The organism is Actinoplanes sp. NPDC048967 (assembly GCF_040649415.1).
Taxonomy (GTDB): domain Bacteria; phylum Actinomycetota; class Actinomycetes; order Mycobacteriales; family Micromonosporaceae; genus Actinoplanes.
In genome coordinates, this window is record NZ_JBEZFL010000009.1 from 23,701 (window position 1) to 43,062 (window position 19,362).

General features: G+C 72.5%; 20 protein-coding genes. 13 read left to right on the plus strand and 7 right to left on the minus strand.

Annotated features, from left to right (window positions below):
* Positions 1-285: 285 nt before the first annotated feature.
* From AB0C12_RS32875 to AB0C12_RS32905, 7 genes are all read left to right on the plus strand, one after another.
* Positions 286-840: an RNA polymerase sigma factor gene (locus AB0C12_RS32875; RefSeq protein WP_360553765.1), complete on the plus strand. Its 555-nt coding sequence runs from the start codon at positions 286-288 to the stop codon at positions 838-840.
* Positions 837-1,658 (plus strand): zf-HC2 domain-containing protein, encoded by an 822-nt coding sequence (locus tag AB0C12_RS32880; protein ID WP_360553766.1) that lies wholly within the window; start codon positions 837-839, stop codon positions 1,656-1,658. The genes AB0C12_RS32875 and AB0C12_RS32880 overlap by 4 nt, the downstream gene beginning before the upstream one ends.
* Positions 1,655-2,518 (plus strand): ATP-binding cassette domain-containing protein, encoded by an 864-nt coding sequence (locus tag AB0C12_RS32885; RefSeq protein ID WP_360553767.1) that lies wholly within the window; start codon positions 1,655-1,657, stop codon positions 2,516-2,518. The genes AB0C12_RS32880 and AB0C12_RS32885 overlap by 4 nt, the downstream gene beginning before the upstream one ends.
* Positions 2,518-3,402: a hypothetical protein gene (locus tag AB0C12_RS32890; RefSeq protein ID WP_360553768.1), complete on the plus strand. Its 885-nt coding sequence runs from the start codon at positions 2,518-2,520 to the stop codon at positions 3,400-3,402. The genes AB0C12_RS32885 and AB0C12_RS32890 overlap by 1 nt, the downstream gene beginning before the upstream one ends.
* Positions 3,387-4,109: a hypothetical protein gene (locus AB0C12_RS32895; RefSeq protein ID WP_360553769.1), complete on the plus strand. Its 723-nt coding sequence runs from the start codon at positions 3,387-3,389 to the stop codon at positions 4,107-4,109. Before AB0C12_RS32890 ends, AB0C12_RS32895 begins: the two co-directional genes overlap by 16 nt.
* 159 nt (positions 4,110-4,268) lie before the next feature.
* Positions 4,269-4,583, plus strand: a complete 315-nt coding sequence (locus tag AB0C12_RS32900; RefSeq protein ID WP_360553770.1) for a sigma factor — start codon at positions 4,269-4,271, stop codon at positions 4,581-4,583.
* Positions 4,511-4,840, plus strand: a complete 330-nt coding sequence (locus tag AB0C12_RS32905) for a sigma factor-like helix-turn-helix DNA-binding protein (protein ID WP_360554300.1) — start codon at positions 4,511-4,513, stop codon at positions 4,838-4,840. Before AB0C12_RS32900 ends, AB0C12_RS32905 begins: the two co-directional genes overlap by 73 nt.
* Before the next feature lie 82 nt (positions 4,841-4,922).
* On the opposite strand, the gene AB0C12_RS32910 is transcribed toward AB0C12_RS32905, so the two are convergent.
* Positions 4,923-5,345: an ester cyclase gene (locus AB0C12_RS32910; RefSeq protein WP_360553771.1), complete on the minus strand. Its 423-nt coding sequence runs from the start codon at positions 5,343-5,345 to the stop codon at positions 4,923-4,925.
* 130 nt (positions 5,346-5,475) lie between these two features.
* Between AB0C12_RS32910 and dhaK the strand changes: the two genes are divergently transcribed.
* The 4 genes from dhaK (at position 5,476) to AB0C12_RS32930 (ending at position 10,787) form a co-directional block, all read left to right on the plus strand.
* Complete coding sequence (dhaK, locus tag AB0C12_RS32915; RefSeq protein WP_360553772.1) at positions 5,476-6,477, plus strand: dihydroxyacetone kinase subunit DhaK; 1,002 nt, start codon at positions 5,476-5,478, stop codon at positions 6,475-6,477.
* A 4-nt stretch (positions 6,478-6,481) separates the two neighbouring features.
* Positions 6,482-7,123: a dihydroxyacetone kinase subunit DhaL gene (gene dhaL / locus AB0C12_RS32920; RefSeq protein WP_360553773.1), complete on the plus strand. Its 642-nt coding sequence runs from the start codon at positions 6,482-6,484 to the stop codon at positions 7,121-7,123.
* Positions 7,092-9,542 (plus strand): phosphoenolpyruvate--protein phosphotransferase, encoded by a 2,451-nt coding sequence (gene ptsP / locus AB0C12_RS32925; protein WP_360553774.1) that lies wholly within the window; start codon positions 7,092-7,094, stop codon positions 9,540-9,542. The genes dhaL and ptsP overlap by 32 nt, the downstream gene beginning before the upstream one ends.
* Before the next feature lie 81 nt (positions 9,543-9,623).
* A complete protein-coding gene (locus tag AB0C12_RS32930; protein ID WP_360553775.1) occupies positions 9,624-10,787 on the plus strand; it encodes an MFS transporter in 1,164 nt (387 codons plus the stop codon).
* Positions 10,788-10,809: 22 nt separating this feature from the next.
* Here the strand turns inward: AB0C12_RS32930 and AB0C12_RS32935 are convergent, their stop codons facing one another.
* Positions 10,810-11,397: a cupin domain-containing protein gene (locus AB0C12_RS32935; RefSeq protein WP_360553776.1), complete on the minus strand. Its 588-nt coding sequence runs from the start codon at positions 11,395-11,397 to the stop codon at positions 10,810-10,812.
* 77 nt (positions 11,398-11,474) lie between these two features.
* Between AB0C12_RS32935 and AB0C12_RS32940 the strand changes: the two genes are divergently transcribed.
* The gene (locus tag AB0C12_RS32940) at positions 11,475-12,398 is read left to right on the plus strand and encodes an NAD(P)/FAD-dependent oxidoreductase (RefSeq protein ID WP_360553777.1); all 924 of its coding nucleotides are present in this window, start codon (positions 11,475-11,477) and stop codon (positions 12,396-12,398) included.
* Between the two features lie 32 nt (positions 12,399-12,430).
* Complete coding sequence (locus AB0C12_RS32945; RefSeq protein WP_360553778.1) at positions 12,431-12,691, plus strand: hypothetical protein; 261 nt, start codon at positions 12,431-12,433, stop codon at positions 12,689-12,691.
* Between the two features lie 229 nt (positions 12,692-12,920).
* Here AB0C12_RS32945 and AB0C12_RS32950 read toward each other — a convergent pair whose 3' ends face one another.
* From AB0C12_RS32950 to AB0C12_RS32970, 5 genes are all read right to left on the minus strand, one after another.
* The gene (locus tag AB0C12_RS32950) at positions 12,921-14,072 is read right to left on the minus strand and encodes an acyltransferase (RefSeq protein WP_360553779.1); all 1,152 of its coding nucleotides are present in this window, start codon (positions 14,070-14,072) and stop codon (positions 12,921-12,923) included.
* 79 nt (positions 14,073-14,151) lie between these two features.
* Positions 14,152-15,903 carry a HAMP domain-containing sensor histidine kinase gene (locus AB0C12_RS32955; RefSeq protein WP_360553780.1) on the minus strand — a complete coding sequence of 584 codons (1,752 nt, stop codon included), beginning with the start codon at positions 15,901-15,903 and terminating at the stop codon, positions 14,152-14,154.
* The gene (locus AB0C12_RS32960; protein ID WP_360553781.1) at positions 15,900-16,583 is read right to left on the minus strand and encodes a response regulator transcription factor; all 684 of its coding nucleotides are present in this window, start codon (positions 16,581-16,583) and stop codon (positions 15,900-15,902) included. The genes AB0C12_RS32955 and AB0C12_RS32960 overlap by 4 nt, the downstream gene beginning before the upstream one ends.
* 117 nt (positions 16,584-16,700) lie before the next feature.
* Positions 16,701-17,240 (minus strand): hypothetical protein, encoded by a 540-nt coding sequence (locus AB0C12_RS32965; protein WP_360553782.1) that lies wholly within the window; start codon positions 17,238-17,240, stop codon positions 16,701-16,703.
* Positions 17,240-19,291, minus strand: a complete 2,052-nt coding sequence (locus AB0C12_RS32970; RefSeq protein WP_360553783.1) for an RICIN domain-containing protein — start codon at positions 19,289-19,291, stop codon at positions 17,240-17,242. The genes AB0C12_RS32965 and AB0C12_RS32970 overlap by 1 nt, the downstream gene beginning before the upstream one ends.
* Positions 19,292-19,362: the final 71 nt, after the last annotated feature.

The following is a 19,362-nucleotide window of genomic DNA, read 5'->3' on the forward strand; positions in this document are numbered from 1 at the left end:
ACCGAGCCAGCCGCCCATCGCCGGTGCGGCTACCTCACCGCCCGGCAGCCGGGTCCGTGAGGGGCGACCGGCAGGATCAGCCAAGGGTCTCCCGTTGTCCCGAGGCGGCGGAGCGCACGATCGCGTCCAGGAGCCGGTGACGTCCGAGCAACCTGCACGATTCCGCCGATATCCGCCGCCACCTGACCGCCTGAGGCCTCTCGGCAATCGGGCTCTCGCGTACCCATTTTGATTCCGCCGGAATTCTTGTGATCCGATCGGGGCCCGCCGCGCGACAGTGTGTTCGTGGAGACGCCCTCGGATGCGCAGCTCCTCGGCCGGATCGCCGAGGGCGATGAACTCGCCCTGCGCGAGCTGGTCGAGCGGCACACCGCGTGGCTGACGCTGCGCCTGCGCCGCCGCACTCCGGACGAGGACCTGGCCGCCGAGGCCCTGCACGACACCTTCGTCGCCGTGTGGCGCCGGCCGCGGGCTTTCCGCGGCGACGGCGATGTCGGCGCCTGGCTGTGGGGCATCGCCATCCGGCAGCTGGTGACCCGGCTGCGCAAGCGCGCCGAGCCGACCCCCGTGACCGGCCAGGTGATCTCGGCCCTGTCGCCGTCGGTCCGCAGCGCCGAGGACGAGCTGCTCATCGCCGTCGAGCACGGCCCGGTCGGTGCGGCGTTGCGGACGCTGTCGCCCGAGCTCCGGCGGGTCATGCAGGCGACGGTGATCGACGGGCTCTCCACCCGGGAGGCCGCGCATCTGCTCGGCATCCCGCAGGCCACGGTCAAGAGCCGCGCCCGGATCGCCAAGTCGCGGCTGCGCGAGCAGCTGATCTCTCCGGAGGGATGGTCATGAGCTGGCACCTGGAGGAGGACACCTGGGCGGCCTACGCCGCCGGGCGGCTCGACCCGGTGGCCGAGGCGAGCGTCGAGACCCACGTCAGCGGATGCCCGCAATGCCGGAACGCCGCGCGGTCGACCGTCCCGGCCGCGCACACCACGGCGATCTGGGACGCGGTCCGCACCTCGATCGCCGAGCCCGTGCTACCCGCGCCGCTGCGGTTGTTGCGCCGCCTCGGGGTGCCGGCCCATGACCTGGTGGTGGTCTCGGCCGCCCATTCGCTGCTCGTCCCGTGGGCCGCTTCGGTCGGCTTCGCGGTCGTGGCGGCCTGCCTGGTCGGGCTCACCGGTCTGGGCCCGGCCGACCGGGACGCCACGTTCCTCGTGCTCGCCCCGCTGGTGCCGGTGCTGGCCGTCGTCCTGGCCTACGATGCCCTCGACCCGCTGCGCGAGGTCGGTCAGGTCACGCCGTACAGCAAGCTGCGGCTGGCCCTGCTGCGGGCCACGGCCACGCTGGCCGTCGCGGCCCCGGCGACCCTGGCCGTCGGCCTGGTCGTACCCGGCATGCAGGATCTTGCGTTCGTCTGGCTGCTGCCGTCCCTGGGCCTGACCACCACCGCGCTCGCGCTGCTCAACTGGCTGCGGGCGGCCGCGGCCGCCGCGATCGTGGCGGGCGCGTGGGTCGGCGTGGTGGGTTTCCTGAGGTACGGCGGGAACGTTCTGCTGCTCACGTCAGCGCCGGCCCAGTTCGCCGCCGTCGGGCTCGCCCTGGCCGCGGGCGTCCTTCTGCTGATGTGCACCTCGACCCTCCGGCTGCAGGGGGGCCACCGATGACCACGACGGCGAGGCTGGCCGGGGCCTGGAAGACGTTCGGCGGCGTCCCCGCGGTCCACCCGACCTCGATCGAGTTGCGGCCGGGAGTCGTCGGCCTGCTCGGCCCCAACGGCGCCGGCAAGACCACCCTGCTGCGGCTGCTGTCCACCGCGCTGGCGCCCAGCGGCGGCCGGATCGAGGTGACGGGGCTGGACGTCACCGCGTCGCACGCCAACCGGGTGCAGGCCCGCCGCCGGATCGGCTACTGCCCGCAGGAGGTCGTGTACCCGCGCGGCATGACCGCGGTCTCGTTCCTGGACTACATCGCGGTGCTCAAGGAGTGGAAGAACGCCGCCTCCCGAGCCGCCGAGGTACGGCGGGTGCTGGATCTGGTCCACCTCGGCGACCGGGGTGCCATGAAGGTCTCGAAGCTGTCCGGCGGCCAACGGCGCCGGCTGGCCATCGCGCAGGCCCTGATCGGCCGGCCCGACCTGCTCATCCTCGACGAGCCCACCACCGGGCTCGACCCTGAACAGCGCGCGTCCCTGCGAGGCCTGCTCTCCGGCCTCGCCGGGACGGTGTTGACCTCGACGCACCAGACCGAGGACGTCTCGGCCATGTGCGATCGGGTGCTCGTCATCGACGACGGAGCGATCCGCTTCGACGGCACGGTGCCCGAGCTCATCGCCACGGCAGCCGGTCGTGTGCACCTCGGACCGTCCGCCTGTGCCGGCGCGGTCCAGACCTGGAAGACCGGAACCGGGCTGGTCCGGTCCGTCGGGGGACAGCCCGCTCCCGACTCCTGCGTCGTCGACCCCTCGGTCGAGGACGCCTACCTGCTGCTCCGCTCCGCGGGGCGCACCCGACAAGGAGTCACCTGATGAGTTCTGCGACCAGCACCGGATCGACCGTGGGTGTGCTCGCCCGCCAGGAGATCCGCAACTATCTGCGCCACAAGTTGTTCTGGTTCGGCGCTGCCCTCGTCCTCGTCGTCGACGTGGTCATGGTGCTGCATCTGGACGACGACCCGAGCTCCAGCGGGTCGTACATGATCGCCCCGGCCGCCCTGCTCGGCGTCCTCGGCGTGGTCGTGATGTTCGGCCTGACCCGACGCTCGGACCGGGCCGCCGAGGCGGCCGGGGTGGTCGCCGTACCCGAGAGAACCCGGACCCTCGCCCTGGCCGGCGCGACGGTCGTGCCTTTCGCGCTGGCGCTGGTCTCCTTCGTGGCCGCCGTCGTCGCCTGGAACGTGCATCCGCCGGCCGACTACGTCGTCCCGCCGGGTGTGTCCGACACCTTCGTGTACGCGCAGATGTTCGGCGACGGCGTGCTGTGCGCCGTGGGCGGACCGTTGCTCGGCCTGCTGCTCGCGCGATATCTGCCGCGACGCGGGGTGGCCGCCGTGGCGTCGGTCGTGCTCGTGCTCGTGACCATCCTGCTGCAGGGCGGCCTCTTCCCCGGCGGGCAGCCCTACCGGGTCTTCTGGTTTCGGACCTACTTCCTCAGCCAGAGCATCGAGGGCGGCCCCGGGCAACACCACTTCACCACCTTCCCCGGCAATCCGTACATCTGGATCGGCTACCTGGTCGTCGTCTGCGCCCTGGGCCTGGTGCTGGCGGTTCGGCACGATCCGGACGCCGACCGGGCCACGCTCGACAAGGTCGCCGGCGGACTCGTGGTGGCGGCGGTGGCGCTCGGCGTGCTCGCCATGACCGTCGGGTTCACCACGAGCATCGTGCACCCGGCCGTGTGCCCGACCTGCTGATGATCCGGTACGCCGTGAAGGGCGTCCCGTGGACGCGGGTCGCCCTGGGCGCCGGTCTGGTCGTGCTGCTGATCGAACTGGTCCGGTGGAATCCGTGGGTGCTGTGGCCGCTCCAGGGCACCGCGGTGGGCCTGCTCGCCGGCACCGCAGGCTGGTGCTTCGACGAGACGTCGGCCGTCGTGGTCGACGTGACGCCGCGCAGCCTGGCCTGGCGGACGGCCGCGCGGACGCCGGCGGTGCTGGCCCTGGGGCTCGTCTGGTGCGGGGCCGTCGCGCACGCCGGGGACGAGGCGCTCTTCGGCCGGAGTGCGAGCGTCCTCGTCGAAGGGTTCGCCGCCCTCGCGGCCGGGTCGGCCTACGCGGGCTGGCGGCGGGCCTGGGGCGAGCCGACGCCGGGCCTGCTGCTGGCGGCAGCGGCGGTGCCGGCCACCGCGGCGTGGGCGCTGGTGCGGCCGTTCGACGCGCGGCTGCCGGTCTTCCCGTACGGCACCAGCTCGGCCGCCGCGTGGACGGCCAGTACGGCCGGATGGGTCACGCTCGGTGTTCTCGCCGTGGCCGTGCTGGCAGCCGCACTCACCGATGCGCCGTGGTGGCGCTGCTGCTGCAGAACCTGCCGGAGGGCAGGACCAGCCAGTACGCCGGCAACGTCGAATACGGCGACGTGTCGGTCCAGACCTTCCTCGACCGGGGGCAGGGGCCGGGCATGATCCGGTTGCACGTGATGGGCAGATGACGTCGCCCCAGATCCTGACCGCCGGTGAAGCCGCCCAGGTGGGCGCGGATCCCCGGTGGGGCGTGAAGATCGATCCGGCCATCAACCGGCAGGGCGCCGCTGACTTCCCGCACCTGTCGACGGAGTTCGACCGGTGGGCCGAGCCGACGACGACTTCGTGGAGGACGCCCGGGCCTCCGCGAACCAGTTGCGGCGCACCGCCTACCTGCTGTGCCGCGACTGGGACCTGGCGGCCGATCTGACCCAGACGACGCTGGCGCGGATGTTCGTGCACTGGCCGCGGATCACCCGGCGCGACAACCCGCACGCGTACGCCCGGCAGGTGCTCTCCCGCGCTTTTCTGGATCACCACCGCCGCGCGACCGGGCGATCGTGGTGCTGCGCTACTGGGAGGATCTCAGCGTCGAGTCGGTCGCCGAGATCCTCGGGCTGCCCACCGGCACGGTGACCTCGCAGAGCGCCCGCTCGTTGGCTCGACTACGCCACCTGCTCGGCCAGCCGGCCGGGGTGGGCGCCCGGAAACTCGTTGTTCGCCTGAACTCCGCCGAACCAGACCGGGATCGGGGCCCCGGACGTCGTACGGGCCAGCTGGGACGCGAACGGCTTCGTTCCGCTGGTCGAATCCGCCGAGCCGGCCCAGGGCCGCCCCGGTCTGGCCGCGAAGATGACCGGAGAGGGATACCTGCCGACGGACTGGAATCGTGAGCAGAGGTTCCACCGCCGAGCCCATGGGTGGTCGCCGGACGTCGCCGCCGGGGTGATCGAGGTCTGCACGGACGCCTTGCCCTCAGGCCGGCACCCGGGGGTCGTGCACCTGCAGGATGCGCTGCAGTTCGTCGGCCAGCACCCAGATCCGGGTGATCCGCTGGTCGGCGTCGATGGTGAGGACGTCGATGCCCAGGCCGCTGACCGTACGCCCGGTCGGGGGCAACACCCCCAACGGGGTGTGCCACGGCCCGGTGTGCCGCGCGCTGTGCCGGAACGCGATAGTCAGCTTGCCCGGCGCGCCGACCCGGTCGACGATCTCGATGACGTGGTCGGTGAACGCGCTGTGCAGCGCCTCCGCGCGCGCCACCAGGTCGGCGACGGACATCGGGGTGCCGTTGATGACGACGGGATCGGCGTAGAGCCGGGCGAAGGCCGCGGCCGGATCCGGATGCACGCCGGGCGGCACCCGCCACAGATCGAACAGCTGCTGCTCGATGTCCACGGGACCCAGGATCGCGCTGCGCGGCCCGGCTGGCAAGCCTGCACCGCGGGACGGTTCCCTTTCGGAGATCCGGGCGTAATTTGTGGGGTAGCAGGTCGTCCCTCCGGCACTCAGCGGCGAGGAGTCATCGATGAACCAGCTGATCAACGACCCGGCGAAGGTGGTCGCGGACGCGCTCCGCGGCATCGCCGCCGCCCATCCCGAGCTTCACGTCGATCATGAGAACCGCATCGTCCGGCGCGGCGACGCCCCGGTCCAGGGCAAGGTCGGACTGGTCTCCGGCGGCGGCTCGGGTCACGAACCGCTGCACGCCGGTTTCGTCGGTCCGGGCATGCTGGACGCGGCCTGCGCCGGCGAGATCTTCACCTCCCCGGTGCCCGATCAGATCATGGCGGCGACGAAGGCCGTCGACGGCGGTGCCGGGGTGCTGCACATCGTCAAGAACTACACCGGCGACGTGATGAACTTCGAGATGGCGGCCGAGCTCGCCGCGGCGGAGACCGGCGTCACCGTCCAGGCCGTCGTGACCGACGACGACGTGGCGGTGCAGGACAGCCTCTACACCGCCGGGCGCCGCGGGGTCGGGGTGACCGTGCTGGTGGAGAAGATCGCCGGTGCCGCCGCCGCGCAGCGCCGGCCGTTGGCCCAGGTGGCCGACATCGCCCGCAAGGTCAACGCGAACGGCCGCAGCATGGGCGTGGCGCTCTCCTCGTGCACGGTCCCGACCGCCGGCAAACCCACGTTCGACCTGCCGGACGGCCAGATGGAGGTCGGCATCGGCATCCACGGCGAGCCGGGACGCCGCCGCGTGCCGCTGGCGCCCGCCGCCGAGATCGCCGAGATGCTCGTCAGCCCGATCCTCGGCGACCTGGACTTCACCGGGCGGGACGGCGTGATCGCGTTCGTCAACGGCATGGGCGCCACCCCACTCATCGAGCTGTACGTCATGTACCACGAGGTGGCGGCGATCCTCGCCAAGGCGGGCGTCTCCGTCGCGCGCTCGCTGGTCGGCCCGTACATCACCAGCCTCGACATGGCCGGCTGCTCGGTCACCCTGCTCAAGGCCGACGACGAGATCCTGCGGCTGTGGGACGCGCCGGTGCGGACCCCGGCCCTGCAGTGGGGGACCTGACCCGATGGACGGCAAAGTGGACACCGTGGCGCTGACGAACTGGGTGCGGGAGTTCGGCCGGCTCGTCGCGGTCGAGAAGGAACGGCTGACCGAGCTGGATTCCGCGATCGGCGACGCCGACCACGGCGTCAACATGGACCGCGGGATGACCGCGGTCCTGGCGGTGCTCGCCGGTGAAGCGCCCGCCACCCCGGCCGACGTGCTCAAGCGGACAGGAATGACCCTGGTCAGCAAGGTCGGCGGGGCCAGCGGCCCGCTGTACGGCACGGCGTTCCTGCGAATGGCCGCCGCGGCCGGGGGCGCCGACGCGCTCGACGCAACGGGTTTCGCGAAGGTGCTGCGGGCCGGGCTCGACGGGGTGGTCACCCGCGGCAAGGCCGAGGCCGGCGACAAGACGATGTACGACGCGCTGGCCCCGGCGGTGGACGCCCTGGACGAGGCGCTGGCCGCCGGTCAGCCGCTCGGTGAGGCGTTGCGGACAGCGGTCGCCGCCGCCGAGCGCGGCCGGGACGCGACGATCCCGATGGTGGCCCGCAAGGGCCGCGCCAGCTATCTGGGGGAGCGTAGTGCCGGTCATCAGGATCCGGGGGCGACCTCGGTGACGCTGCTGCTGAGTGCGGCCGCGACAGTGCTCGGCGAGGGCTGAGGGTGTGGTCGGCCTGGTGGTGGTCAGCCACAGCCGGGCCCTGGCCCGGGCCGCGGTAGGACTCGCGGCGGAGATGATCCGGGGCGCGGCGGTGCCGATCGAGATCGCCGCCGGGGTCGACGACACGGCGTTCGGCACCGACGCCGTCGCCATCACCGAGGCCGTGGCCGCCGCTGACCGTGGCGACGGCGTGGTCGTGCTGATGGACCTCGGCAGCGCCGTACTCTCCGCGGAGCTCGCGGTCGAGCTGCTGGCGGACGACCTGCGCGAGCGGGTCGTGCTGTGCGCGGGGCCGCTGGTCGAAGGGCTGCTGGCCGCGGCGGTGGCTGCCGCCGGCGGAGCCGGCCGCGACGAGGTCGCCGCCGAGGCCGACGCCGGGCTGGCGGGCAAGCAGTCCCAGCTCGGCGGGCCGGTCGCCGGCGCACCGGACACCGGCAGCGGAAAGGGGGACGGGCCCTCGGCCACGGTCACCGTGCTCAACCGGCACGGCCTGCACGCGCGGCCGGCCGCGCGGCTCGTCACCCTCGCCCGGTCGTTCGACGCGGAGGTGCGGGTCCGCAACGCCGAGACGGGATCGCCGTGGGTGCCGGCGTCGAGCCTGTCGCGGATCGCCACCCTGGGCGTGCTGCACGGACACCGGATGCAGGTACGCGCGTCGGGCCCGCAGGCGCGGGCGGCTGTCGAGGGGATCGTGGCGCTGGCCGGGCGCGCGTTCGATGAGACCGAGCCCGCCGCCGAACCGGAGGGCCCGGCCGCGCAGGGCCGGGCGGCGTCACCGGGGATCGCCATCGGGCCGGCCCGGCACCTGTCCTCCGCACCGCTCGACATTCCCGACCGGCCCGCGCGCGGACCGGCGCAGGAGTGGCAACGCATCGACGACGCCCTCGCGTCCGTGCGGCAGGACCTGGCGAAGCTCCGGGCCGGCGCCGGCTCCATCTTCGACGCGCACCTGCTGCTGCTCGACGACGCCGATCTGCTCGCCGAGGTCCGATCGCGGATCGACGCCGGCGAGGCCGCGCCCCCGGCCTGGGCGGCGGCCACGGCCCGGGTCGCCGGCGAGTTCGAGGCGCTGGCCGACCCGTACCTGAAGGCGAGGGCGGCCGACGTCCGCGCGGTCGCCGACCAGATGCTGCGCGCCCTGCTCGGCGTGCCCGCCGCGGTCACGCGGGGGTCCGGCGTGCTGATCGCCGCCGACCTCACACCGGCCGAAGCCGCGGCTCTCGATCCGGGGCAGGTCGCCGGTGTCCTGCTCGCGTTCGGCAGCCCCACCGCGCACAGCGTGATCCTGCTGCGGACCCGCGGCATCCCGGCCGTCGTCGGTGCCGGGCCGGCCGCGCTCGAGGTCGCCGACGGTACGCCGGTCGCGCTCGACGGCAGCACCGGCGAGGTGCTGGTGGCACCGTCGGAGGCGGCGCTGGCGGCACTGCGCGAACGGGCCCGCGGGCAGGCTGCGCGCCGGGAGCAGGCGGCCGGCCGAGCCTCGGCGCCGGCCGTGACCCGCGACGGCGTGCCGGTCGCCGTCGGCGCGAACGTCGGGTCGGCGGCGGAGGCACGCGCCGCCGCGGAGCACGGCGCCGACCTGATCGGGCTGATCCGTACCGAGTTCCTGTTCCTGGACCGCGACGCCGCGCCCGGGGTCGAGGAGCAGGAGGCCGCGTGGCGTGAGATCGCCCAGGCGCTCGGCGGACGCCGGATCACTGTGCGGACCCTCGACGTCGGCGGCGACAAGCCGCTGCGCTATCTGCCGGCACCGGTCGAGCAGAACCCGTTCCTGGGCGTCCGCGGCCTGCGGTACACGCTGCGGCATCCCGGGCTGCTCGCCGACCAGCTGCTGGCCGTCGTCCGGGTGGCCCGCGACGTGCCGGTCAGCCTGATGTTCCCGATGGTCAGCACCGTGGACGAGGTGGTGCACGCCCGCCGGATGCTCGACGAGGCCGTCGCGCGGCAGGGCGGCGGCGAGCCCGCCGGCCTGCGGGTGGGAATCATGGTGGAGGTGCCGGCGGCCGCGCTCAAGGCCGCCGCGTTCGCCCCGTACGTCGACTTCATGAGCATCGGGACCAACGACCTGACCCAGTACGCGCTCGCGGCCGAACGCGGCAACCCGGCGCTGGCCGCGCTGGCCGACGGCCTCGACCCCGGGGTGCTGCGGCTGATCGAGGCGGTGTGCCGGGGCGTCGGCGAGCGGGTCACCGTCGCGGTCTGCGGCGAGCTGGCCGGCGACGAGGCGGCGGTGCCGCTGCTGACCGGGCTTGGCGTGCGGGAACTCAGCGTGGCGCCGCGCAGCGTACCGGCCGTCAAGGAGGCCGTCCGCGCCACGGACCTGGCGACGGCCGCCGCAACGACGCGGGTGGCCCTGGAGATGCCGGACGCCGCCGCCGTGCGGGCTCTGCCTCGACGAGGAACTGCGAACGAGTGCTGACCGCCGCCGTCGGGGACATCCACCCGGCCTCGCTGACCTAACCTGGTGGCGCAGGGCCGCGGCGTACCGAATGATCGGACGGTGGCTCCCGTCAGCATCCGCGCGTCTTCGCCCCGCCGCGTCGTCGTTCTGGTCAGCGTGATCGTTCTGATCGACGTGTGCTTCTTCTCAGCGGTGGCGCCTCTGCTGCCGTCGTACGTGGTGGAGCTGGGCCTGTCCAAGAGTCAGGCCGGTGTGCTGGTCGGCGCCTACGCCGCGGGGACGCTGCTGGCGTCCCTGCCGGCCGGGTGGCTGACCGCGCGGCGCGGCGCCCCGCGGGTGCTGGTCTCCGGGCTGCTTCTGCTGGCGGTGGCCAGCGTCGCGTTCGGTGTGGGCTCCTCGTTCGTGGTCCTCGCCGGTGCGCGCCTGCTGCAGGGGGTGGGCGGTGCCGCATCGTGGGCCGCGGGGCTGACCTGGCTCGTCCAGGAGGCGCCCCGCGAACGGCGTGGCCAGATGATCGGCACGGTTCTCGGAGCCGGCGTCGCCGGCGCGATCGGCGGTCCCGTGCTGGGTGCGCTCGCCCACGCCAGCAGCCCCCGGCTGGTCTTCAACGTGGTCGGGATCGTGGCGCTCGGTCTGGCCGCGGCCGTGGTGCTGACTCCCTCCCGGAAGCACACGCCGCAGGAGGGGACGCTGCGCCAGGCGTTGCGTCAGCCGGCGGTACGCGTCGGGGCCTGGCTCACCGTCCTGCCGGCCATGTACTTCGGTGTCGCCGGTGTTCTGGTCCCGCTGCGCCTCGACGAGCTGGGACTCGGTGCGACCGGTGTCGCCGTGGTGTTCCTCTGCGCCGCCGCGGTGGAGGCCGCGGGCAGCCCGCTGGTGGGTCGGCTCTCCGACCACTTCGGCCGGCTGCTGCCGCTGCGGGCCGGTCTCGGCGGCGTGCTGGGCGGCTGCCTGCTGCTGCCGCTGCCGGGCCGGGCCGTGCTGCTGGCCGTGGTGGTGGTCTTCGCGGCGGCCATGAGCGGGATGCTGATGACCCCGGCGTCCGCGCTGCTGTCCGACGGGGCCGAGGCGGCCGGCCTGCCCCAGGGGCTCGCTTTCGGCCTGTTCAACTTGGCGTGGGCGGCAGGTCAGGGCATCGGCTCGGCGGGAGGATCACGCTTCGCCGAGAGCGTCGGTGACACCGCGTCGTATCTGGCGGTTGCTGTCCTGAGCGCGGCGACGCTGGCCGTGCTGATCGTCCGGGCACCCACCGGAGTGCGCTGACGCTCGTGGCGCGCCCGGCGCATCACGTCTGGGGCGGCGGTGTTCGGACGTTCATGCGTTCGCCCGGTCGCGCGAAGATGCTGAGGATCTCGGCGGGTTCGTTGCCGGTACTGCCGAACCAGTGCGGCTCCTGGGTGTCGAACTCGGCGACCTCGCCGGGTCCCAGTACCCAGTCCTGGTCACCGAGGACGAGACGCATGTGCCCGGACAGCACGTAGATCCACTCGTGGCCGTCATGGCCGCGTGGTTGCGGGTCGACCTTGCTGGTGGGGATGACGATCTTCCATACCTGCATGCCGTCCGGCTGCCGGGTCAACGGGATGACCGCCCTGCCCTTGACCCGGTCGGGCCGGAGCCGGACACGCGGGTCGCCCACCTCGGGCGCGCCGACGAGATCGTCCAACGGCACCCGGTATGCCTGCGAGAGTGCCAGCAGGAGTTCCAGGGTAGGTCGGCGCTGCCCGTTCTCCAGCCGTGACAACGTGCTCTTCGAGATGCCGGTGGAATCCGCCAGGGCAGTGAGGGTGATCCGGCGGCGGGTGCGGACCCGCTTGAGGCGGGTTCCGACCTGATCGAGTACGGCGGTGATGGCCGCTGACGTGTCATCCACGCCCTCATCCCACTCCGATTTCCCAGGAACGGCAACGTTCGTTGGTCCGCGATTCATCGGGGTCCAGCGTGGTAGCCATGAGTCAGTACGACGTAGCCATCATCGGCGGCGGGGCCGCCGGATTGTCCGCAGCCTTGGTCCTGTCCCGGGCCCGCCGCAAGACGGTCGTGATCGACGCTGGACATCCGCGCAATGCCCCCGCCGCTCACCTGCACGGCTACCTTTCGCGGGACGGCATGCCGCCCAGCGATCTCATCAGGTCCGGCCGTCATGAGGTTCAGCACTACGGCGGGGAGATCCTCGACGCGTCAGTTGCCCAGCTGGGGTCGGACGGGCGCGGCGGGTTCGAGGCCGGCCTCGCCGACGGGCAGCGGATCTCGACGCGCCGGCTGCTTGTGACAACCGGCCTGCGGGATGAGTTACCGGACCTGCCGGGACTGCGCGAGCGGTGGGCCCGCGACGTCCTGCACTGCCCCTACTGTCATGGATACGAAGTCCGTGACCGCCGGCTCGGCGTCATCGGTGGTGCCGCGGGTTCGGTGCGGTACGCGCAGATCGTCCGGCAGTGGACCCACGACCTCATCTACTTCACCGCCCCCGGCACCCTCACCGCCGTCGAGCGAACCGAGCTGGCCGCCCGCGGCATCGGCATCGTCGAGGGCACCATCGACCGGCTGGTCATCGACGACGACCAGCTGCGCGGGGTCCAGCTGCACGACGGCTGTGTCGTGGCCCGCGACGCGTTGTTCGTGCCGCCCCGCTTCCTTGCGAACAACTTCCTGCTCACCGGCCTCGGCTGCGACGTCGACGACGACGGCTGGGTCACCGCGGACGCCACGGGACGCACCAGCGTCGCCGGAGTCTGGGCCGCCGGCAACGTCATCGACCCGCGCGCGCAGCTCATCACCGCCGCCGGCGCCGGCTCCGCGGCCGCCATCGCACTCAACGCCGACCTCGTCGACGAGGACGTCCGCGCCGCCGTCCGACACCACCAGCCCTGACAAGCCACGAACCTGTAATCGAAGGAGTCACCATGACCGATCCGATGTCGAATCCCCGGCCCGCCGCGGTCGGACCGCCGAGCAAGCACCAGCTGGCTCTGATGATCTGGCTGGCCGTCTTCCCGACCCTCGTCGTCCTGAACGTCACCCTCGACGACTGGCTCAGCAGGCTCACCCCCGTGGGGCGCACCTTCGTCCTGGTCACCATCGCGGTGCCGATCGTGATCTACGGACTGATGCCACAGCTGCACAAACTCCGCGGCAGGCTCCTGACGCGCCTCGCCAGCCGCTAGCTCATCAGCGACGCCGCGCCCACCTTCATCGCCATCATGCTCGGCGCCACCGAACGCGGCTCCGCGCTGCCGGGCATCGCGACGATCCCGGCCCGGCGCGAACGGAGGCTGGTCCCCGGTCGGCGCCGGCTGCGCGTCAGCACGTACCCGGCATAGGCGGCAAGCGTGACCGCAGCGAATGCCGCGGGTCATGCCGTACGCCGGTCCTCAGACCCTTGCCGGCGCAACGCTAGCGACCGGGATGGACCAAAGACTGAGGCTCTCCGTCCAAGGAGGGACGTCCGGCTTCCGGCAGCGGAGGATCGACTCGCGGTTGGCTCGGGCGGATGGAGCCGGTGGCGATCCAGCGGCGCAGAGCGGGGGCGACCGGCCGTTCGATCAGGCGGTGGACCAGCCAGGCGGCCACGATCAGGATCGCTACCGCGGTGATGATGAGGGCGGGCACCGGTACGCCGGTGCGGTCGTAGGCGTACCGGATCATGGTGTAACCGATGCGCGGATGCAGCAGATAGAGGGGGTAGGAGATGGCGCCGGCCACGGCCAGCCAGCGCCAACTCCAGCGGTCGGTGACGCCCAGGGCGATGGCCAGCAGCACGATGTACGCGAGGGTGATGAGCAGCCACGCGGGCCAGACCGGCACCGGGAAGCCGGGGTTCGTGAAGAGCACGCGCTCGCGTACGCGGAAAAGGCTGAGCGCCCAGGCCGCGGCCAGCAGGGCCCACAACGGCAGGGCGGGGCCGTGGCGGCGGATGAGGTAGATCGTGATGCCCGCCACGAAGTAGGGGGCGAACTCGGGCATGACCAGCTCGGCGAGCGGCGCCTCGACCGGGACGAGGACGGACAGGACCAGCCAGCCGGCGCCGATGGTGATGACCCGGCGGCGGGTGGGGCCGATCAGGACCAGGATGGCGAACAGGGCGTAGAACCGCAGCTCGTACCAGAGGGTCCAGTAGACGGTGTCGACGTACGGCACGTTCAGCGGTTTGGCGAGCATGGTGAGGTTGACGGCGATGTCGGCGGCGCTCAGGCCGTGCGGCAGGGGGATGCCGTCGGTGAGCGGCAGGAAGGTCATGACCGCCGTGGTGATCAGGACGCAGGCCCAGAAGGCGGGGAGGAGCCGGGCGGCGCGGGAGGCGAGGAAGTCGCGCGGGGTCCGGTCCCAGCCACTCATGCAGATGACGAAGCCGCTGATCATGAAGAACATCTCGACGCCGAGGAAGCCGTAGATCAGCACCGAGTTCACTTCCTGCGGCAGGTACGCGGTGGTCGGCCGGACACCGTCGACCGACCAGGCCATGCCGAGGTGGTGGAAGGCCACCGCCAGAGCGCACAGCAGGCGCAGGCCGTCGAGGGCCAGCAGCCGGTTCGTCTTCGCAGCCACGATCGGCCGCCTCCAATGCGGGGGTCGTCGCCGCGAGTCGGCCGGGCCGCTCACGGTGGGGGATGGGGGATGGGGGATGTCAGGTGGGCAGGCGCAGGGTGAAGGTGCTGCCGTGACCGAGCCGGCTGGTCGCGGTGACAGTGCCGCCGTGGGCCTCGGCGAGTTTACGGACGATGGCCAAACCCAGGCCGCTGCCGCCGGTGCTCCGGTTGCGCGACTTGTCGGCGCGCCAGAAGCGGTCGAAGACGTACGGCAGGTCGTGCTCGGCGATGCCGGGACCGGTGTCGGCGACCTCGATCACCAGGTGGTCGCCGTCGAGCCGGGAGCGGACGGTCACGGTGGCACCGGGCGGTGAGTGCCGGACAGCGTTGGAGAGCAGGTTGCCGACTGCCTGCCGGATCCGGTTCGGGTCGAGCATGACCTCCGGGTCGCCCGCCGCCTCGACCTGGATAGTGACGCCGTCGGCGCGGCCGGCGTGCGCCGCGGCGACCTGACCGAGCAGTTCGTTGACGTAGAGCAGCTCGGGGTGCAGGCGGAGCCGGCCGGCGTCGGCGGCGGCCAGGTCGCTGAGGTCGTCGATGACGTGCTGGAGCAGCTCGGCCTCGTCGGCGAGCAGGTCCAGCAGCTCCGGGTCGGGTTCGGCCACGCCGTCGCGGGCGGCCTGGAGCCAGGCGCGGATGTTGGTCAGCGGGGAGCCGAGCTCGTGCGCGATGTCGCTGATCATCGCGCGTCGTTGCCGTTCGACGGTCTCCCGGCGCTCGGAGAGGTCGTTGAAGGCGGCCGTGAGCCGGCCGATCTCGTCGCGGCCCCGGACCGGGAGGTCACTCGCACCGCTCTCCACGGCGTGGGTGAGCGCGCGCAGCGGCCGGGAGATCCGCAGGCCGACCAGCAGAGTGACCGCGAACGCGACGGCCAGGACCAGCCCGGCCACGGTCGCGACCCGCGAGGTGCCGGCCCGGGAAAGGTCGAACACCGTGCCGGCCTCCCGGGCCGGGCCGGCGACATAGAGGTAGGCGCGCGGGGCCACGTACGGCGCGAGCTGTTTCCGGCGGGACGCAGTGATGCAGTCCTGCGGCTGGCCGGGGTCCAGTGAGGCCTGGCGGGTCGGCTTCCAGACGAAGCCGGGCAGCACGGTCACCACGGGCTCGGCTGCGGGTCCCACCAGGCACGCGTTGGTGAGCGCGGTCAGCTGGGCCAGAGCCGCACGTTCGGTGTCGGTGACCACGTCAGCGCCGGACTCCCGATAGCAGCCGGCCAGTTGCGCGGAGACCAGGTCGGCACTCGTGAGCAGTGGCGACAACGTCGGCCGGCCCGGGCCGGAGGTGTCGGTCCCGGCGGCTATGCCCTGCCCGGTCATGCACTCCTCAGCGCGGATGAACCGGCCGGACAGCATGCGGTGCTCGGCGGCGGTCAAGCGGTACGGACCGAGCGCCCGGTTGTAGATACCACTGGCGTCCGACTCGTCGGAGGCCAGAAATCCCTCGACCTGAAGGGGGTCGACCAGCGCCGACCGCCGGGCCGGAAGGTCCGGCCGCTTCCCCTCGGAACTGGCCAGGAAGGTGCCGTCCTCACCGGTGAGCGTGATCTCCCGGCCGGTCAGCACGCGCAGGTCAGCCAGCATCGGCTGCACACCGGACCACGTGGTGTGCACGGCGGCGTACTCGAGCACCTGCTCGTAGATCCGGGCGTCGAACGCGATGCCCTGGCCCAGCTCCTGCCGCAGCTGGGCCGTGGTGCTGTTCACCACCAGCCACGTGCTGGCCAGCACGGCGCAGAGCATCACCAGCAGTGACATGGCCAGCAGGCGCCCCACCAGGCTCGGGGACCTCACAGTGACCCGTCCGTGAGCTTGTAGCCGATGCCGTACACGGTCAGCAGGTACGAAGGCCGCCGCGGATCCGGCTCGATCTTGCGCCGCAGCTTCACGACATGCATGTCGACGGTCCGGTCGGTCGCCGAGACCTCGAACCCCCGGGTCTTCTCCAGCAGCTGCGCCCGGGTGAACACCCGGTCCGGGGCGGCGGCCATCGCGGCCAGGATCTCGAACTCGCTGGGCGTGCAGTCGACCCGGCGCCCACTGACGGTCACATGATGGCCCGGTACGTCGACCGCGACCGCCCCCACCCGCAGCGGGGCGTCCGGCGTCCATTCGTTGCGGCGCAGCATCGTCCGGATCCGCGCCATCAGCTCACGCGGGTTGTACGGCTTCACCAGGTAGTCGTCCGCGCCGGCCTCGAGCCCGAGGATCAGGTCGTCCTCGTCGCGCCGGGCGGTCAGCATGAGCACCGGTACGTTGCTCTCCCGGCGCAGCGCGCGGCAGACCTCGATCCCGTCCGGCCCCGGCATCATCACATCGAGGACCAGCAGCTCCGGCCGCGACCGGAGAACGAGCTCGATCGCGCTCCGGCCGTCGTGCACGACCGACGCCCGGTAGCCGGCCGCCCGCAGGTAACGCCGGACCACCTCGGCCTGCCGCACGTCGTCCTCGGCAACCACCACGTGCGCGCTCATGGCATGGACTATAGGAATGCCGGGCGGCCTGACTTGCGAACACTGACATTGCCGAGACATTTGCCCTGCGGAGTCAGGCCTCCGTGCGCAGCCAGGCCGGCCCGACCGTCACGGAAACTACGGGCGGCCGGCACGCCACCACGCCGCGGCCGCGATCACAGCTGCCGCGCCCGCCACTGCCAGCACCACGGTGAGTCCCACCGGCCAGGTGGCGCCGGAGTCCGGCGCGCGGGAGACCGCCGCCGGTTGTGGGGACGCGGCGCACCTGGTGGTGCCCGGTTCGGCCGGGGTGTCCGCCGCGGCGACGATGACCGGGGCCACGCAGTGGCCGATGGCCGGCAGTGCGACATCCACCGTGACCTGCCATGTTCCGGGCCGCAGCGTGCCTTCGTGAACCAGCGTCGAGGCGCCGGGCAGCCGGGTGAGCGGAGTCGGGCCGACCTGCGCGCCGTCGGTCCGGATCGCGAGCAACGTGCCGGCGATCGGCTCGGCCACCGGGTGGCCGTCAGCCCAGGTGACGTCGACCGACATGCTGCCCCGACCGTCGTTGTTGACCATCAGGGCCAGGCTGGCGTGGGCCAGCGCGGGCGTGGGCGCGGCAACGGCCGCCGCCAGGATGGCGGCGGCCGTTGCCAGCAGACGTCGTGTCGTGCTCATCAGGCGGGTGCCGCGACCCATGTCTGGTGGCGTACCTGCTCGCGCTGCTGCAGGACCAGGACACTCTGTCCGCCGTACCGCTGGCTGCCGAGACCGACCACCAGGCTGCCGTCAGCGGCAGCGCTGGTGAGGGTCAATCCGGCCGGGGTTGTGGAGATCTTGAACACCTGGGCCCGGTCGGTGGAGCACGCCCGCTGAGCCAGGGGTACGCCCGCAACGACTTTGCCGGCGAGCGGTGTGACGCATTTGCCGGTGGCGCGGGAGACCAGCCGGACGCCGCCGTCGACCGTCTCGAAACGCCACTGTTCGCTCGCCGCGCCGGTGGCCTGGTGCAGGACGAGGGGTGTGCGGTCGGCGGCGCGGGCGCCGTACAGATCAGCGGTGGTTCCGGTCAGTGCGTTGGTGAGCGCGAACCATCCATCACCTCGCGGCGTGACCGCCGCATCGGTCGTGAGGGACACCTCTTCGGTGTACGGCTGTCCGCCGGCGGTCACTTGCAGCCGGTACGCGGTGCCGGGGCGCAAGCCGACGATCTGCACGCCGGTGCCGGCGACCTGGCCGAGCGTCCGGCCGTTGACGACCACGCCGTACCGGGTGGTGCCGGACCTGGCCGGCCAGCTCAGCCGGACCGAGGTCGGCTGGGCGTCACTGACGGTCAGCGTGGTCAGGCCCTTGCCCGGACCGGACGTGGGGGTGGTGGTGGGAGAAGGAGGCACCGTGGGCGACGAACTCGTCGGCGCCGGTGAGGAGGGGGACGGCGAGGACGGGGACGGTGAGGAGGGGGACGGCGAGGACGGAGACGGTGTGGAGGTCGTCGGCTTCGTCACCGAGGGAGACGGAGCGGCGCTGCTCGGCCGCGGCGATGACGGCGTGGGAGACGGTGAGCCGCTCCCGCCAGGGGTACCGGCGATGAGGAACTGGTTGTCCGCGACGTTCCAGTGGTCCGCGAGGTAGCTGCTGGGCTTCACGTCGGTGCTGTAGTAGTCGTCATGGTTGCAGTCCAGGCGGTTCTCCTGCGCCCGGTTCGGGCAGACCGTCTTCAGCACGGTCGTGGCGGTGTCCTTGTAGCACATGACGTCGTAGTCATCGACGCAGTGGCCGGCCTTGCTGGAGTTCGGCGCGCTGTTCGACACGGCACCCAGGTTGTGGCCGAGTTCGTGGGCCGCGACGGCGGCCGTCCAGCATCCACTGTCGTTGCGGCCGTACGACGCTCCGGAGTTGTTGCGGTTGGTCGCGTCCTTCCGGTCGTCGCCGGTGAAGGTCCCGATGCCGCAGTACACCTGGGACTCGGCGAAGATCATGTACTTACGGTCAGCGCGGTTCCAGCTGAGCTTCTTGAGCGCGGACATGGTGGCGCTGAAGTCCTTCAGGCCGCCGGCCGGAACCTCGACCTCGCGAGCGTCGACCTGACAGTCAGCGGTGGTGACGTAGCGCAGGTGGCGGGACCCGCCGGTCTCCTTGGCGCTGGCGTCGTAGATGGTGTCGACACCGGCCGCCCAGGTGCGGAACGACGCTTCGTACTGGGCGAACCGGCTGGTGGTGCCGACCTCGTAGACGTACAGCACCTGGACCCGCTTGCCGGTCTGCCCGTCGCCGTCGCAGACGATGCCGTTGGCGCCGACCTCGGGCGCGGCAGCGGCAGCGACGCCGGCCGCCAGGGCCGGGGTGCTGTAAGTGCCGGCGTCCGGGACGACGGTGAGTGCGCCGCCATCGGCCAGGCGGCCACCCGCGGCTTCGGCCGCGTCCGCGTCGGCCGGGACGGACCTGCTGCCGGCGGTCAGCTCGGGCGCGGCCGCGGTACGGGCGATCGGCGCCACGCGCTTCTTGACGTCCAGGCCCGCGGGCGGCTCGTCGGGGCCGTGCGAGCAGTTCGCGGTCCCGACGATCTGATATTCACCGGCGCAGTGTTCGCCCTTCTTGCCCGGCCTCAGGCCGGAGTGGACAAGGCCCCGGCCGCGGTCGTCGCCGGGAACCTCGGTGATGACGTCGGCATTCGCGGCGAGACCGACGGCCGACTCGGCACCGTTCTGGTTCCAGGGTTGCCAGGCCATGCCCAGCGCGGACGGGACACCGGCGAACGCGACAGCTGCTACGGCTGTGACGACAATGATGACGCGCCGGG

What these genes read in the sequence shown, in the direction of transcription:
- AB0C12_RS32880 (WP_360553766.1), top strand. Translation starts at nt 837, where the DNA reads ATGAGCTGGCACCTGGAGGAGGACACCTGGGCGGCCTACGCCGCCGGG.
- AB0C12_RS32885 (WP_360553767.1), top strand. Translation starts at nt 1,655, where the DNA reads ATGACCACGACGGCGAGGCTGGCCGGGGCCTGGAAGACGTTCGGCGGC.
- AB0C12_RS32890 (WP_360553768.1), top strand. Translation starts at nt 2,518, where the DNA reads ATGAGTTCTGCGACCAGCACCGGATCGACCGTGGGTGTGCTCGCCCGC.
- dhaK (WP_360553772.1), top strand. Translation starts at nt 5,476, where the DNA reads ATGAACCAGCTGATCAACGACCCGGCGAAGGTGGTCGCGGACGCGCTC.
- dhaL (WP_360553773.1), top strand. Translation starts at nt 6,482, where the DNA reads ATGGACGGCAAAGTGGACACCGTGGCGCTGACGAACTGGGTGCGGGAG.
- AB0C12_RS32940 (WP_360553777.1), top strand. Translation starts at nt 11,475, where the DNA reads ATGAGTCAGTACGACGTAGCCATCATCGGCGGCGGGGCCGCCGGATTG.
- AB0C12_RS32945 (WP_360553778.1), top strand. Translation starts at nt 12,431, where the DNA reads ATGACCGATCCGATGTCGAATCCCCGGCCCGCCGCGGTCGGACCGCCG.
- AB0C12_RS32960 (WP_360553781.1), bottom strand. Translation starts at nt 16,583, where the DNA reads ATGAGCGCGCACGTGGTGGTTGCCGAGGACGACGTGCGGCAGGCCGAG.
- AB0C12_RS32965 (WP_360553782.1), bottom strand. Translation starts at nt 17,240, where the DNA reads ATGAGCACGACACGACGTCTGCTGGCAACGGCCGCCGCCATCCTGGCG.
- AB0C12_RS32970 (WP_360553783.1), bottom strand. Translation starts at nt 19,291, where the DNA reads ATGGCCTGGCAACCCTGGAACCAGAACGGTGCCGAGTCGGCCGTCGGT.